This is a genomic window from Alloalcanivorax mobilis (genome assembly GCF_002864685.1).
In the GTDB taxonomy this organism is placed as follows: domain Bacteria; phylum Pseudomonadota; class Gammaproteobacteria; order Pseudomonadales; family Alcanivoracaceae; genus Alloalcanivorax; species Alloalcanivorax mobilis.
Map to the genome: position 1 here is coordinate 1 of NZ_NMQZ01000056.1, position 14,255 is coordinate 14,255.

General features: G+C 64.0%; 14 protein-coding genes. All 14 read right to left on the minus strand.

Annotation, left to right across the window (positions count from 1 at the left end; genetic code table 11):
* Positions 1-197: 197 nt before the first annotated feature.
* Positions 198-998, minus strand: coding sequence for a YdcF family protein (locus CGS25_RS17925; protein WP_101676312.1), 801 nt, complete (start codon positions 996-998; stop codon positions 198-200).
* Between the two features lie 80 nt (positions 999-1,078).
* Positions 1,079-2,254, minus strand: a complete 1,176-nt coding sequence (locus CGS25_RS17930; RefSeq protein ID WP_101676313.1) for a DegT/DnrJ/EryC1/StrS family aminotransferase — start codon at positions 2,252-2,254, stop codon at positions 1,079-1,081.
* Between the two features lie 216 nt (positions 2,255-2,470).
* Entirely contained in the window at positions 2,471-3,097 is a 627-nt protein-coding gene (locus CGS25_RS17940) for an acetyltransferase (RefSeq protein WP_101676314.1), read from the minus strand.
* Entirely contained in the window at positions 3,090-3,692 is a 603-nt protein-coding gene (locus tag CGS25_RS17945) for a sugar transferase (RefSeq protein ID WP_106408424.1), read from the minus strand. The genes CGS25_RS17940 and CGS25_RS17945 overlap by 8 nt, the downstream gene beginning before the upstream one ends.
* A gap of 12 nt (positions 3,693-3,704) precedes the next feature.
* On the minus strand, positions 3,705-4,841 hold the full coding sequence (locus CGS25_RS17950) for a glycosyltransferase family 4 protein (protein WP_101676315.1): 1,137 nt from the start codon (positions 4,839-4,841) through the stop codon (positions 3,705-3,707).
* On the minus strand, positions 4,838-5,503 hold the full coding sequence (locus CGS25_RS17955) for a sulfotransferase family 2 domain-containing protein (RefSeq protein WP_157933874.1): 666 nt from the start codon (positions 5,501-5,503) through the stop codon (positions 4,838-4,840). The genes CGS25_RS17950 and CGS25_RS17955 overlap by 4 nt, the downstream gene beginning before the upstream one ends.
* Positions 5,504-5,516: 13 nt before the next feature.
* Complete coding sequence (locus tag CGS25_RS17960) at positions 5,517-6,722, minus strand: glycosyltransferase (RefSeq protein ID WP_101676317.1); 1,206 nt, start codon at positions 6,720-6,722, stop codon at positions 5,517-5,519.
* A 274-nt stretch (positions 6,723-6,996) separates the two neighbouring features.
* Positions 6,997-8,052 carry a glycosyltransferase gene (locus CGS25_RS17965; protein WP_101676318.1) on the minus strand — a complete coding sequence of 352 codons (1,056 nt, stop codon included), beginning with the start codon at positions 8,050-8,052 and terminating at the stop codon, positions 6,997-6,999.
* Positions 8,049-8,951: a sulfotransferase family protein gene (locus tag CGS25_RS17970; protein WP_101676319.1), complete on the minus strand. Its 903-nt coding sequence runs from the start codon at positions 8,949-8,951 to the stop codon at positions 8,049-8,051. The genes CGS25_RS17965 and CGS25_RS17970 overlap by 4 nt, the downstream gene beginning before the upstream one ends.
* A complete protein-coding gene (locus CGS25_RS17975; RefSeq protein WP_089031763.1) occupies positions 8,948-10,285 on the minus strand; it encodes a flippase in 1,338 nt (445 codons plus the stop codon). The genes CGS25_RS17970 and CGS25_RS17975 overlap by 4 nt, the downstream gene beginning before the upstream one ends.
* A 426-nt stretch (positions 10,286-10,711) precedes the next feature.
* Positions 10,712-11,662, minus strand: a complete 951-nt coding sequence (locus tag CGS25_RS17980; RefSeq protein WP_157933875.1) for an undecaprenyl-phosphate alpha-N-acetylglucosaminyl 1-phosphate transferase — start codon at positions 11,660-11,662, stop codon at positions 10,712-10,714.
* A gap of 298 nt (positions 11,663-11,960) precedes the next feature.
* Positions 11,961-13,178, minus strand: a complete 1,218-nt coding sequence (locus CGS25_RS17985; protein WP_101676321.1) for an O-antigen ligase family protein — start codon at positions 13,176-13,178, stop codon at positions 11,961-11,963.
* Positions 13,179-13,392: 214 nt separating this feature from the next.
* Positions 13,393-13,860: a bacterioferritin gene (gene bfr / locus CGS25_RS17990; RefSeq protein ID WP_089031760.1), complete on the minus strand. Its 468-nt coding sequence runs from the start codon at positions 13,858-13,860 to the stop codon at positions 13,393-13,395.
* A 173-nt stretch (positions 13,861-14,033) separates the two neighbouring features.
* On the minus strand, positions 14,034-14,255 hold a 222-nt coding region (locus CGS25_RS19330), incomplete at its 5' end, for a DUF4351 domain-containing protein (RefSeq protein WP_157933876.1).

Here is a 14,255-nt window from a genome sequence, read left to right on the forward strand (position 1 = left end):
CGGCTCGGTTCGCGGTCGGGGACCGCTCCCACAGGGGCGCTGTAGCCGGCCCGTTTCGGATTGGCACGGTCTTTCGTGGGAGCGGTCCTTGACCGCGAATCGGCTTTGCCAGGCTGGCCTCGCCTTCGGCTCGGTTCGCGGTCGGGGACCGCTCCCACAGGGGCGCTGTAGCGGGCCAGGAACACTGAAAACCGCCCTCAATCCCCCCGCCGCGGGCCGGCCTGGCCGCGCAGGCGGGCGTACCAGTAGCCCACCGTTTCGCGCATGCCTTTTTCAGCCAGTTCCACATTGCTGGCCTGGGGCATGGCCCGTGCCCAGGTGGCGTATTTCGGCTCCTTGGCTTCTTTCACCGAGGGCTCGGTGGGCGCCGGGACCGCGGCGAAACCCTGTTTGTCGAACAGCGCCATGGCGCGGGGCATGTGCACCGCCGACGTGACCACGATCAGCATTTCATCCTCTTTGACCCACTTGGTGGCGGCCTTGGCCTCGGCGGCGGTGTTGACCGGGAAGCGCGACAGCACGATGTCCGATTCGGGAATGCCCCAGCGCACCGCGATATTGGCCATGGCATCGGCGGTGGTGATCGAGTCGGGTTTCACGTTGGGGAAGCCGCCGGAGAGAATCAGTTTGGCGTGGGGCAGCTTGCGGTAAATGCGCATGCCCTCGCGAAGGCGCTCCCGGGAGGGAATCGTCAGGCGCTCCAGCGGTGGCAAGGAGGGGTCGTCGTGCACGCCGCCACCAAGAACGATGATCCACTTGGCGGCCTGCGGTGGGTCTTTGAGCATGCTGTAGTTGTTTTCCAGGGAGATCACCGCATCCCGGGAGAACGGCGCCGCCGACACCACGAACAAATACAGGGTGGCGAAGCTGATCAGGAAGATACCGAACTTACGGCCGCGCCCCACGTACAGGAACAGCAGCCCGAAAATGAGCAAGATCAGGATAGTGGGCAGCGGCATCACCAGCGCGCCCAGCAGTTTGGTCAATTCAAACGACATTCAACGTCAGTCCCTTCCTTAGTTTATCTGTCTAGGAGGCGCCCCGGCGGCGAAGGTTCCCGAGACCGGGCAATCCATGCTCAGGCGGTGGCCCGGGCCATCACTTCACGCAGGGTGTCGCAGGTCTTGCGCAGATGTTCCTCTTGCAGAGTCGGGTGGACCAGGAACATCAGGCTGGTGTCGCCCAGTTCGCGGGCCACCGGCAGCCGCTCAAGCGGGCCCAGGCCGGCGTCCTGGAAGCATTTCTCCAGATAGACCTCGGAGCAGGAGCCGGAGAAACACGGTACGCCTTTTTCCACCAGTTCCGCCATGATGCGATCACGATCCCAGCCGTCGCTCAGGCGCTCCGGCTCCACGAACACATAGGCTTTGTAACCGGCGTGCCCGGCGGCGTCCGGCAGCGCCGGCACGCGCAGCCCCGGGCATTCGCGGGCGATGCCCCACAGCCATTCGCAGTGCTCCCGGCGGCGCCGGTTCCAGTCCGCCATGCGGGTCAGTTGAATACGCCCGATGGCGGCCTGCATTTCGGTCAGCCGCCAGTTGCTGCCAAAGCTCTCGTGCAGCCAGCGGAAGCCGGGCGGGTGCTCGCGCTCATAGACCGCCTCCCAGCTCTTGCCATGGTCCTTATAGCTCCACATGCGCGACCACAGGTCGCGGTCGTTGGTGGTGACCATGCCGCCTTCGCCGCCGGTGGTCATGATCTTGTCCTGGCAGAACGACCAGCAGCCAACATGGCCGAGCCCGCCCACCGGGCGGCCCGCCCAGCTGGCGCCGTGGGCCTGGGCGCAGTCTTCGATCACCTGGAAGCCGTGCTGCTCCGCGAGCGCCATCATCGCGTCCATGTCGCAGGGCCAGCCGGCCAGATGCACGCAAATCACCGCCCGGGTGCTGGGTGTGAGCACCGCAGCCACGGTCTCGGCGGTGATGTTCTGGCTGTCGCGGTCGACATCGGCGAAGATCGGCCGTGCACCGGCGTTGACCACCGCCGTGGCCGAAGCCAGAAAAGTGCGCGGCGTAACAATCACGTCGTCGCCGGGGCCGATGCCCAGCCCTTGCAACGCCAGATCCAGCGCCAGAGTGCCGTTGGCCACCGCCACCGCGTAATCGGTGCCGGCGAAGTCGGCGAACTCGCGTTCAAACGCCCTGCCCTCCTCGCCGGTCCAGTAATTGACGCGGTTCGAGAGCAGGATTCGCTGCACCGCGTCGGCTTCTTCCTGGGTGAAAGAGGGCCAGGGGGGGAAGGGTCCGTTCAACATAAGAAATCAGAACTCCGTGTTTTGGTGAATCGCTTGACGCCGGACGCCGGACGCCGGACGCTAAGATCAAACCCCGTTTCTTGAAGCATTGCGGCTACGCAAGCGACTTTTGCATTACTCCAAGACCCTGAGCCTCGGGTTTGGCGTCTGGCGTCTGGCGTCTGGCGTCTGGCGTCTGGCGTCTGGCGTCCGGCGTCCGGCGTCCGGCGTCCAGCGTTACTCCGCCGACACCCGCGCCGGTACGCCCATCACCGTAGTGCCATCGGGTACGTCACGGATCACGATGGCGCCGGCGGCGACCATCACATTGCGGCCGATGGTGACGCCCTGTTTGATGGCGGCGCCGATGCCGATCCAACTGGCCTCGCCAACGGTGACATCGCCAGCCAGGTTGGCGCCGGGGCTGATGTGCACGCCGTCGGCGAGCACGCAGTCGTGGTCCACGGTGGCGCCGGTGTTGATGATCACCCCGCGGCCGAGCCGGGCGTCCACATTGACCACGGCGCCGGCGAACACCACGCCGCCGACGCCGATTTCAGCGAAGCGGCTGACCGCCGATTGCGGGTGCAGGATGGTGCCAATGGCGGCGCCCGCCGTCTCCAGCTCCGCCAGTTTCGCCAATCGGGTGCGGTTGTCGCCAATGCCGACCATCACCGAATCGAAGCGGCCGAGATGATCGCGCATCTCGGCGGTGCACCCTTCCACCGGCCAGCGCCCCACCTGAGCCAGTTCCGGCCAGGCGTCGTCGTAAAACGCCACCTTGCGCCAGCCTCTGGCAATGGCGGCGTCCGCCACCACTTTGCCGTGCCCGCTGGCTCCCACCACCGCCAGTAATTTAGTCATCGCGCTCACTCCCTTTGAACTTCGGCATGGTCGCCTCTTGTCCGTGGCTGACCCCTTCCCGTTGTATCACTTTCAGCGCGGTGAGAAACAGTATCTTCAGGTCCAGGCCCAGGGAATGGTGATCCACGTACCAGACATCCAGCTCGAATTTCTGCTCCCAAGAGAGCGCGTTGCGGCCGTTGATCTGCGCCCAGCCGGTGACGCCGGGACGCACTTCATGGCGGCGCGCCTGGCGCGGTGAATACAGCGGCAGGTATTCCATCAGCAGCGGGCGCGGGCCCACCAGGCTCATCTCGCCTTTGAGCACGTTCACCAGTTCTGGCAGCTCATCCAGGCTGGTGGAACGCAGAAAGCGCCCGAACGGCACCAGCCGCTGATCGTCGGGGAGCAGTTCGCCGTCGGCGTCGCGGGCGTTGGTCATGGTGCGGAATTTGATCATTCGGAACGGCGCGCCGGCCAACCCGGGGCGCTGCTGGCTGAAGAACACCGGCGCGCCGATGCGCCAGCGCACCAGTGCCATCAGCACTAACAGTATTGGCGAAAGCGCGATCAGCAACAGCGCCGAGAGCAACACATCCATGCACCGTTTCAGCATCGTAAGGCCCCGCTAAAGAGAATCATAAAAATCACGCAGATGTTGCAGATACAAGGCGCGCTCGTGACGCGCGGCGACCCGCGAACGGCCGCTGCGCCCCATTTCCTGAATCTCGCCAGCGTCGCTGTCGAGGGCGTGTTGCATCGCTCGATGCAGGGCATCGGCGTCGCCCACCGGCACGATCCAGCCGTTTTCGTCTGCCACGGTAATCTCATTGGCGCCGCTGACGTCGGTGACGATCACCGGCCGGCTCAACGACAGCGCCTGCAACACCACATTGGGAAACCCTTCGCGGTAACTGGGCAGCACCAGAACGTCGCTGGCGGCAATAAACGGCCGCACATCGCGCTGAAAACCGGCGAAGTGCACGCGCGGATCGGCCTTCAACCGCGCCAGGGCATCGCCCGCCGGCGGCGCCGTGGTGTCCAGCTCACCGACCAGCAGCAAGGCAGCGTTGTCTGGCAAAGTCTGGAACGCATCGGCCAGCTCGGTCAGGCCCTTGTCGCGGTTGATGCGCCCCACATAACAGAAGGTGAACGCGGCGCCGGCCAGGGTGGTGCGGCGAAGCGTGGCCGCCGGGCCGGCCACCTCGGGACGGTCCGCGTCGAACAGCACGGTGTCGACCCCGGCGATGTTGCCGTGGCCGATCACCGGTTGGGGGCGGCGTGTGATGCGATGCGCCAGCAGGTCTCGCTTGACCCCTTCGCTCTCTGGTATCGCCCGGGTCGCCAGCCGCGCGATCAAGCGGTCCACGGCGATCAACAAACGGCGCTTGAAGCCCGAGGCGGAGGGAAAAATCAGCCCGGTGAAGGTGTGCACCCGGGCCGGCACGCGCAGCAGCCAAGCGGCGCTCATCGCCACCAGCCCGGCCTTGGGCGTGTAGCTGTGCACGATGTCCGGCTTGAAGGCCCGCATTACTCGCAGCATGGCGAAAATCGAGCGCAGATCCCGCCACGGGGAAATGCCCCGCGCCATGGCCACCGGAAACACCGGAATCTCCAGGTCGCTTTCCAGCACCGCATAGTGACCGTCACGGGCGCAGCTCACCGCCACCTGGAAATGCTCGGCCAGATAGCGCGGTTGTTCGCGCAAAATGGTGGCCAGGGTTTCCGCCGTGGTGGTCACGATCAGCAACCGGCGCTGGCTCATGCCGGTGCTCCCTGGTAGCCGAGCAGGCGGTAATCGCGGGCGTAGATCTGGCACAAGCGCGCGTCCAACTGCTCGAACGGATAGCTCACCGCGGCGGAACCGGAGGCGTTCAGCCGCTGAATGGTGGCCAGCCGGGGCAGGCGCCGCGCCAGGTGCTCGATCTCACCGTCGAAATCCTCGAAGCGGGCCAGATAATCCACCAGCAGGGTGTCGTGGTGGTCGAAAATAAAATCCGCCTGCGGCTGGAACACGAAGTTGGTGTCCGCCAGATCAATGTCCGAGAGCCATTCATCGAAGAACTCCAGCGGCCCGAGCGGCAACAAATGCTCCGGAGGCAGGCCCGGGCTGCCGCGCAATGCCTGGTAGTTCTCACGCACGTAGGACAACGCCGAGACATAGCGGGTCACCGGATGGCGCACGAACGCGAACTTGAAGCACTGGTCGAACTCGCGCGGCGAATGGCGCTTGATGGTCTCCGCGCGGATGTGTCCCAGCGCCTTGCCATAGAGCGCGTTGGACACCGAGAAACCGGCGGCCTTGGGCACGTGCACGAAGATCGCCCGCTGGGCGCGCCAGGACGGGCGCGCGCGCAGACAATCCAGGCGCGCCTGGGCGCCGCGAGGCAACGCGTGGCGGTAAATCTTGCCAATCAGTTTTCGCATAGTTGCTGTCCTTCTAACACGCCAGCCTGGCGCCGAGGCGCTGCAGAAAGGCGGCTTTCCTTGCCACGATGGTGTCATACAGAAAATCGCGGGCGGTCTCGAAATTGGCCTGGCACTGCTGACGATACACGTTGTCGTCGCTCAACAACGCTTGCAGTTTGTCGGCCAGGGAGCCGGCGTCTTCGGCGGGCACCCGCCAGGGCGCCGCCAGCAATTCAGGAATGCCGCCGACGCTGGTGGCCACGCACGGCAGGCCCACCGACATCGCCTCCACCAGCGCGCGCGGCAGCCCTTCCACCCGGCTGGGCTGGATGTAGGCGTCCATGGACGCCAGCCACGCTAGCACTTCCTCGCCCTTGCGCCGGGTGCCGGCGAAGTGCACCGAGGCCTGGCAGCCGAGCCGCGCCGCCTGGGCCTGGTATTTTTCCAGCAGCGGGCCCTTGCCGAGCACGTGCAAATGCACCGGCAGGCCGGCTTTGTTCAAGCGCGCCACCGCCTCGATGGCCACATCGATGCCCTTGTATTCGTTGCTCAAGCTGCCGATCAGACCGACGTTCAGTACTTGGCGCCCAGCCAGCGGCGGCGCCGTCAGGCGCTGGCTCAGGGTGTCCGGATCGATTCGCTCGATGCGCACGTTGGAGGCGTAAGAGGTGTCTCCGCCGCAGGGATAAATCGCCTGCAGGGTTTCCCGGGTCACGTAGACACAGCCGTCGGCTTGCGCCACCCAGCGGCGCGTGGCGCCGGTCAGGGCACGATCCAGCCAGGCCACGCCGGGCAACCGGGGGTAGGCGCTCTTCAGCAAACCGCGCGGGTCCGACACCAGTTCCACGATCACCGGCCGGTGGCCCAGCCAGCGCACTGGCCGCATCAGAATCGACACGATCGACGGCAACCGCAGAATCGCCACGTCCGCGCCCAGCCAGGCACGCGCCAACACCAGCCACACCCACGGCAACAGCAGCGGCAAGCGCGTCCAGCTTTTCAAACCCAGGCCATGAAAGCTCAACCCCGGCGCCGAGATCTCCACCAACTCGCGGGCATCGTCGCGGCGAATACCGTGCAAACGGCAGAACACCTGAAGGTGTTCCACACAGGCCAGATACAGCGTCAACGCCTCGCGGCCAATGTTGCCATTGGAATAAACCCGGCCGTCTTCGTCCTGATAGAAAACCGCTTCGTAGAAGAAGACACCTTTTTTCAAGCGGTGGTCATGGGACATTTGGAGCTCCGGTTTTCAATTTTCAGTTTCAGTTTCAGTTTTCAGTTCGGAACGGTGAACAGCGCCTCTACAGCGCCGCCGTGGGAGCGGTCCTTGACCGCGAACCGAGCCGAAGGCGAGGCCGGCCTGGCAGACCCCTTTCGCGGTCGAGGCCCGCCCCCACATCAGACGCAAACTTCCTGTGCGAGTCTGCCGTTCCCTGCAACGGGTTGCCTGCTCCCTGTTCCCCGCACTGAAAACTGAACACTGAAAACTGAACACTTCCCCCCCTCCCCTACCCATATTCGGCGGCGATCCGGTCGATCAGAAAAGCCTGATAGTCCGGGGCGGCGGGAGGGGCGCCGGTGAGGGCGCGTTGGATGGCGCTGGCCAGCGCGGGGGCGTCGTCGGGCGGCACCAGGTCGGCCTGCTCACCGTAAATGTAGCGCGGGCCGATGCAGTCGGTGGCGATCACCGGCACGCCGAGCATCGCCGCTTCGATGATCACGTTGCCGAACCCTTCCTGGCGCGAGGGCACCACCAGCAGCGCCGCGCGAGCCATGTAGCGATAGGGGTTGGTGTCGAACCCGGCCAGATGAACCCGGCCGGCCAGGCCCAGCTCTTCAATCAGCACCTCCAGCGTGGCGCGCTCAGGGCCGTCGCCGACAATCACCAGCGTGCAGGGCGGCGGCTCGGACAGCCCGGCGAACGCGCGGATCAGCACGTCGAAGCCTTTCTCCGCCACCAGGCGCCCGACGCCGCAGATCAATGGCCCGCGTGCGGCCAGCTGATCCACGGCGGTGGGCGCGGCGTGGCTGGCGGCCTGCTTCAGGGCGCCCTGATCAAACGGGTTGGGCACCACCCGCACGCGCTCCGGGGGCAGCGCGAACGCCGTTGAAAAATCCTGCTTCACCAACGGCGACACCGCGAAAACGGCGTCGGCGGCGGGCAGGAACAGACGCCCCAGAGCGCGGCGTAGTCGCGATTTCAGCCCGGTGGCGCCGGCGTAGCGCAGCGGTGAGCTGTGCTCGGTGATGATCAAACGATTGCGCAACAGACCGGCTTTCTTGAGCGCCGCCAACCGCACATTACAATGGAACAGGAACGACACCAGCGTGGCCCCGGGGTAACGGCGCGCGATGGCACGCAGCCCGGCCAATCCGCTCACCGGGTGCACGGGAATGCCGCTGTCCAGTTCGCTCTCCAGCAGACCGCCGGCCGTGAACCGCAACACCGCCACCGGTTCACCGCGCCGGGTGAAGAAGTTGGCCAAGTTCACCAGCGAGCGTTCCGCGCCGCCCATCTGCAGGGACTGGATCACGAACAGGTACCGGTAGCCGCCGCCAGTCATGGTGTTGTCCGGGGCTGGGCGGCGGGGGCGTCCAGCCAGTGGTTGAGGTCACGGCCCAGCAAGCGCGACAACAGCGCCACGTCGTCCTGGAAGTAGTGGCGCATGTCGGCCAACGTCGCCTCACTGACCGGGTCGCGGCTGGCAACGGTCTTGTTGGCGGCGGTGAGGGCCTTGGCCACCCCGAACGAGGGCAGCTTCAAACGCCGTTTGATCGACACCAGCCGCGCCAGCAGCACCTGCAACGGCACCGACTTGATGCGCTTGTTCTGGTTGACTGCTTCGTAAGTGATGTCGATGCGCGGCAGATCCAGAAAATCCAACAGCGCGAAAAACACGCCCTGGGGGTCGTTAACCAGATCGTCGAACACGATGAAATGCACCCGCTCGCGGGGCGCCACGCTCAACAGCCGCTCGACCTGCTCGCCCAGGCGGCAATAGGCCTTGTAGTTGAGCCGGTCCGGATCGTCCTTGCTGGCCGCCGCCTTATACAGGCTGTGCGGGCGGCTTTCGCTGTCGCGCCAGGCCTGATCGAAATCGGTGAGCGCGTCCATGCCCTGGGCGACCCGCTCGGAGTGCAACGAGGGCGCCATCTGCACCGGGTTGCGCACGCACACGACCAACTTCGCCGCCGGGTTGTATTCCAGCACGCCGGCAATCGCCCGCCGCGAATACAAATAGTGTGTGGAGCCCTCGCCCACCGCGCTGTGCTGCTCACTGGCGTCCGCGAACAGCGCCTCATAATCAGCCAGCGTGTCAATGCGGGTCATGCCGTCCACATTGAAAAAATGCACTTCCTTGCGATCGGGCATGAACACTTGCGGGTGCTGGTTCAGCCAGAAGAACAACGAAGTGGTGCCGCACTTGGGCGCGCCGACGATAAAGAAATTGGGCTTCTTCATGAACCTCCACCTTTGCGTCTGCCGATCACCGTGCTCTCGATGCCGATGCTCTTACGCACGAAATACCACAGCACCAGATTCCACAGCACCACCGAGATAGAGGTGGCGATGGCGGCGCCGATAATGCCGTACACGGGGATCAACAGGGCATTGAGCACCACGTTGGTGAGCGCCGCCACCGCCACGCCCTTGATGGTCTGACGCTCGTTGTTGGTCATGTTCAGCAGCATGCTCACCGAGCCGAAGAACGCATTGAACAGCTGGCCCAGGCCGAGGATCACCAAGGGCAGATAGCCGGCTTTGTATTCCTCGCCGAACACCACACCGAGAATCTGGCGGCCGAACAGCACCACCACGATCACCGTGGGCAGTGCGATGATCAGAATCGCCCGGGAACTGCTGGTAACGATTTTCTGCAGATCATCCATGCGCTTCTGGGTGAACAGGCGCGAGAACTGTGGCGCCACCACCATGTTGATTGCCTGCAGGCCGAAGATGATCAGGTTGGCGCCGGTGACCACCACTTTGTAAATGCCCACTTCGTGCTCCGAGCGCATAAAGCCCAGCATCAGAATATCGGTGTTGCTGTTGATCAGGGTGAGCGCGCCGATCGCCGCCAGCGGCAGCGCCGACAAGGCCCAGGCGCGGTGCTGATAGCGTGGCGCCGGGCGCGCCGCCAGCGGCGCCGGGCGCTCGCGATAGAGAATCCACGCCCCCACCAGAAAGGCGACAAACGCCGCCAGCCCGTGCAGCGCCATCGCCGATGCCGGGCCCAGCTTCAGCGGCAACAGGTACAACACGGCGAAAATCAGCAGCAGAAACAGGCCCGGGCGCAAAATGAATTCGGGCAGCTGGCCCTTGATCACCCGGTGCAGGCCGCGCAATGCGGCGCCACGAATGTTGCCCAGGGCAATCACCGGAATCAGCACCAACCCCCACAGAAAGGTCTCTTTTTGGGCGACGCTGAAGCCCCAGTCGAAGCTCACCATCACCGCCCAGGCAGCGCCCGCCACCGCGAACGAGAACAACCACACCGACAGCGAGCTCCAGCGCCACAGGCCGCGCATCAGCCCCCAATCGCCGTTGACCTGAGCGCGGGCCGTCTCGCGCACCACCAATTGCGGCAGACCCAGTTGGGAGGGAATCGCCAACACCGTGATCAACGAAAACGCGAACGCGTACACGCCATACCCCGCCGGCCCCAGCAACCGGGCCAGAAACACCGCCACCAGAGCGGTCAGCAGAGTGCTGCCGACCATCAGCGCCATACTGGCAAGGCCGGTCTTGGGAAACTGCGCGAGGAGCTTATTCAGCCAGAACTTTAGCTTGGGCATACCACTGAGCGATCCAACGTTGGCATCCTTCCCCGCGAAGCAAAGAGAGGGTGGGCGCGGCCAAAGCCGCTTCCACGCTATAGCGCCGCCACTTGGCGGCCAGAAGCAAAGAGAATACCTGAAACCCGCACCGTCCTGCCCGGCGCCATCGCGCAGGCTCGGCTTTGTTGCGATTTTTTACAAGGAAGGGAAAGGCGAGGGAGAGTTTTCGGTGTTCAGTGGGAACAGGCGGCTTCGTGGTGGGGCGGGCAGCAGGACGCGTGGTGACGGGGTTGAGTTTTTTGTAGGAGCAGGCCCAGCCAGCGACGGGTTTGAATCTGGCACCCGGCGTCGGCCGGCAAACCATCAGGTGCGGAGCAACCGCGCCGTGCCAGTCGGTCAAAAAACGTCGCTGGCACGGCCTGCTCCTACAAATACAGCCGTTTCTCAACCTCTCGCTGAGACGTGCCCTTCTTCTTCGCGGGCGCCGAGGGAGAGCAGGACGTTGACGCTGGCGTAGCCAATGCCCACGCAGATGGCGCCGACGGTGAGCGCGGCTTCGGACCAGTGCAGCAGCTCACCGAACAGCCCCACGCACACCAGAGTGGCGTGGAACGGCGCCAGGACCATCAGCGCCTTGCGCGGCGTCAGGCCCCGTTTCATCAGCAAATGATGAATGTGGATGCGGTCCGCGCTGAAGGGGGATTTGCCGGCGAACGCGCGGCGGGCGAACACGGTGAGCATGTCCACCATGGGCAGGCCGACCAGCCATACCGCGGTGATCGGCCGGAAGCTGCCGTCGTTCTGGCTGCCGATCACCAGCAACCACAGCACCAGGAAACCCAGGAAGGTGCTGCCGCCGTCGCCCAGGAAAATCTTCATGCCGCGAAAAAACGGCAGCTCCAGGTTAAACAGCAGATACACCAGCAGCGCCAGGCACGGCAGGCCCGCCATCAGGGCGGTGTCGGTGGCGCCACTCAGGGAACACAGCAGGGTAATCGCGAACAGAGTAATGATGGTCACCGAACCGGCCAGGCCATCAATGCCATCGATCATGTTGTAGGCGTTGATCGAGGCCAGCGCGCACACCACGGTGAACACCAGCCCGAAACCCAGGCCCATCAGCAACTGGCTGTCGCCCAGCAACAAGCCCAGATTCTGGATGTACAGGCCCGACACCAGGCCAGCGACGGCCACCACCAAGCCCTGAAGCACGAAGCGCCAGCGAGCGCTGAGGTCGTACATGTCATCGGCCACGCCCAGGGCGGTCAGTACGCTCGCCGCGCACAGAAAAACCAGCCAGGCCCGTTCGTCCCACACACCACTGACGAACATGGCGGTGACCAAGCCAACGAACACCACCACGCCGCCAATCAGCGGCACCGGGGAGCCATGCAATTTTCGATGATTCGGCCGGTCAACGAAGCCTGTGCGTCGAGCCAGCGGGAGTAAACCGTAAACGGCAAGAAAAGCGCTGCCTAAAACCGCAGCGGATTGAGACCATAAAACGACGTCCATGCCGATCTACCTTATCATCAGGAGTTAAAGAGCCGAGAGAGACTGCCGACATTCCCGGGCCGACACCATGCTAGAGGCGACCTTGTGACAACTGGATGTCCGTAATCGAAAAACCAGGGCGAATTAGAATAATGCATTGTTAAATAAAGAGCCTTAGGCTGAACCACTGCAAATTTAGCTAATCCGAACGCCTTATTAAAACCCAGCACGTCACCATTAATACTAACCAAGCCGCTAACGCTCTCTCATCCCGGATTTGTGTTTGCGTAAAACCAAAGCCGAGAAACATCAGTACTAGCAGCACACCCGCCAGTGCGGAGGCGCCTCGGTCATCGACCCGCAAACGGCGGACGAAAGCGAGCAGAGGCACGGCAAAAAACGGCATCAATGTTAACAGACCCAGTACGCCACGTCGCGCCCCGGTGTCCAGCCAGTCGTTATGTAATTGGTAACCAAAATACTGTGCCTGCTCGTTCAAACGTCCTTCCGCGATCAGGCTTTGCAGTGCTGGCCGCATGGCGTGCTCGCCCCACCCGAAGAACGGTTTTTGTAAAAACAGGTTAAACGCCGTGTGCCACATATCCAGACGCAGCCCCACCGAGGTGCGGGTGTTGCCGGCCGCCCAGTAACCCCGCAAATCACTGACGAGATCAGCAAAACGGGGCAGCGCCTGCCCCGCGGCCAACACCAGCAACGCCAGTGCCAGGGCCGCCACCATCAGCCAGCCGATCACCGACGGCCCGCGCGCCGCCTTGCGCAGGTCTCCGCGATAACAAAAACCCAACACGGCGATCACCAACGGCAACGTAATCCACCCACCACGGGTACCCGACAACAACGACGCGACCATCCCGGCCAACGCCGCCAGCGCGCAAGTCAGCCGGCCGGCCCAAGGGCCGCGCCAGGACAACGCGCCCACCAACGCCAATACACCCAGCAGTAAAGAGAGATTGCCGAAGGGAATCGAATTAATACCGTTATTGGCGCGGGCATCGCTTAATACCAGCCACTCATAAAGCGCCACCACGCCGGCACCCAGGGCCGCCAACCCCGCCCCCAGCCACAAGGCGCCGGCCGCTGGAGGATGACGCCGCCACGCTACCAGCAGCAGGCACGCCAGCCAGGGCCACCAGGGCAACGTCGCCGCCGTTTGCGCCCCCACCGGCGCCCCGCCCCGCCAGGCATCCAGCACCAGATGCGTGCCAAACACCGCCAGCGCCACCAACCACCAGCCGTCTTCCCGCCGCAGCCGCCACGGCGCCGGCACCGCCAACGAAACCAACGCCACCGCCAGCCCCGACACCGCCACCCACCACAAGGCCGCCGGCACCGCCACCAGGCAGACCAGAAACGCGACCAGCAAACAGGAATGGAGAACAGTAAAAGCGCGGGGCATGGGGGAGGCCGTTTTAGGGGGCGGTGTTCAGTGTTCAGATTGGAACAGGGGGGCAGGATACAAGGACCCGCCACGCTACAGCGCATCCTGTGGGAGCGGTCCTTGACCGCGAACCAAGCCGGAGGCGCGGATGGCCAGCGAGCGCCGACTCCCGGGCAACGACCGACCCTACACCAGAATTAAACTCCCGCCTGCGACCACCGAAAACAGGGAGTTAACCGATCTGTGACTGGCGGTAGTTGGCCTCGCCGATGTGCTTGATCAGCCGCAACTGCTGTTCCAACCAATGGGTGTGGTCTTCCTCGGTGTCTTCCAACTGCTGGCGCAGCATGTCGCGGGTCACGTAATCCTGAACCGATTCGCACAGCGCCATGGCGTTGGCCAGGTTCTCGCGCACTTCGTACTCCAAGCGCAGATCCGCTTCCAGCATCTCGATCACGGTGCGGCCGGACTGCATGGCGTGGGGCGTCATATCCGGCTCACCCTCTAGAAATAGCAGGCGCCGCAGAATGGCATCGGCATGCTGAGTCTCTTCTTCCATTTCATGGTGAATGCGCTGGTAGAGCTTTTCGTAGCCCTGATCCTCGTATTGACGGGAGTGCAGAAAATACTGATCACGGGCGGCCAGCTCGCCACGCAACAGCTCCCGCAAGCACTCAATCACGTCCGGATGACCCTTCATGGAAGACTCCTTGGAAAACGGGGTAATGAACAGGCGCAGTATGCCCGCCCTCGCCCCGCAACGCCACCCACATCGGAGATTTCTTTAATGGATTCAAAGAGTTAACGAATCACTAAAGATAAAGCGAATAGCAATGAAAACGTTTCTTAACCGGCAGGGGCAGCCGGCCCTGCTCAGTGAAACACCTGCTCCAACGAGTCGGCGTCATAGAGGAGGTCGATCCAGCCTTCCAACTGATCCAGCGAGGCTTGCTCCAGCCGCTGCGTCACGTCGGGCGGCAGCGGGCCAAATCGTCGGGAGAGCAAGCGCGACAGAATCAGCCGGGCCTCTTCGGTTGAACCTTCCTGGCGACCTTCCTGGCGACCTTCCTGGCGACCTTCCTGGCGACCTTCCTG

Bases quoted from the DNA above. Each gene is read 5' to 3' on its own strand.
- CGS25_RS17925 (WP_101676312.1), bottom strand. From the start codon at position 998: ATGTCGTTTGAATTGACCAAACTGCTGGGCGCGCTGGTGATGCCGCTG.
- CGS25_RS17975 (WP_089031763.1), bottom strand. From the start codon at position 10,285: ATGCCCAAGCTAAAGTTCTGGCTGAATAAGCTCCTCGCGCAGTTTCCC.
- CGS25_RS17985 (WP_101676321.1), bottom strand. From the start codon at position 13,178: ATGCCCCGCGCTTTTACTGTTCTCCATTCCTGTTTGCTGGTCGCGTTT.
- CGS25_RS17960 (WP_101676317.1), bottom strand. From the start codon at position 6,722: ATGTCCCATGACCACCGCTTGAAAAAAGGTGTCTTCTTCTACGAAGCG.
- CGS25_RS17945 (WP_106408424.1), bottom strand. From the start codon at position 3,692: ATGCTGAAACGGTGCATGGATGTGTTGCTCTCGGCGCTGTTGCTGATC.
- CGS25_RS17940 (WP_101676314.1), bottom strand. From the start codon at position 3,097: ATGACTAAATTACTGGCGGTGGTGGGAGCCAGCGGGCACGGCAAAGTG.
- CGS25_RS17955 (WP_157933874.1), bottom strand. From the start codon at position 5,503: ATGCGAAAACTGATTGGCAAGATTTACCGCCACGCGTTGCCTCGCGGC.
- bfr (WP_089031760.1), bottom strand. From the start codon at position 13,860: ATGAAGGGTCATCCGGACGTGATTGAGTGCTTGCGGGAGCTGTTGCGT.
- CGS25_RS17965 (WP_101676318.1), bottom strand. From the start codon at position 8,052: ATGACTGGCGGCGGCTACCGGTACCTGTTCGTGATCCAGTCCCTGCAG.
- CGS25_RS17970 (WP_101676319.1), bottom strand. From the start codon at position 8,951: ATGAAGAAGCCCAATTTCTTTATCGTCGGCGCGCCCAAGTGCGGCACC.
- CGS25_RS17950 (WP_101676315.1), bottom strand. From the start codon at position 4,841: ATGAGCCAGCGCCGGTTGCTGATCGTGACCACCACGGCGGAAACCCTG.
- CGS25_RS17930 (WP_101676313.1), bottom strand. From the start codon at position 2,254: ATGTTGAACGGACCCTTCCCCCCCTGGCCCTCTTTCACCCAGGAAGAA.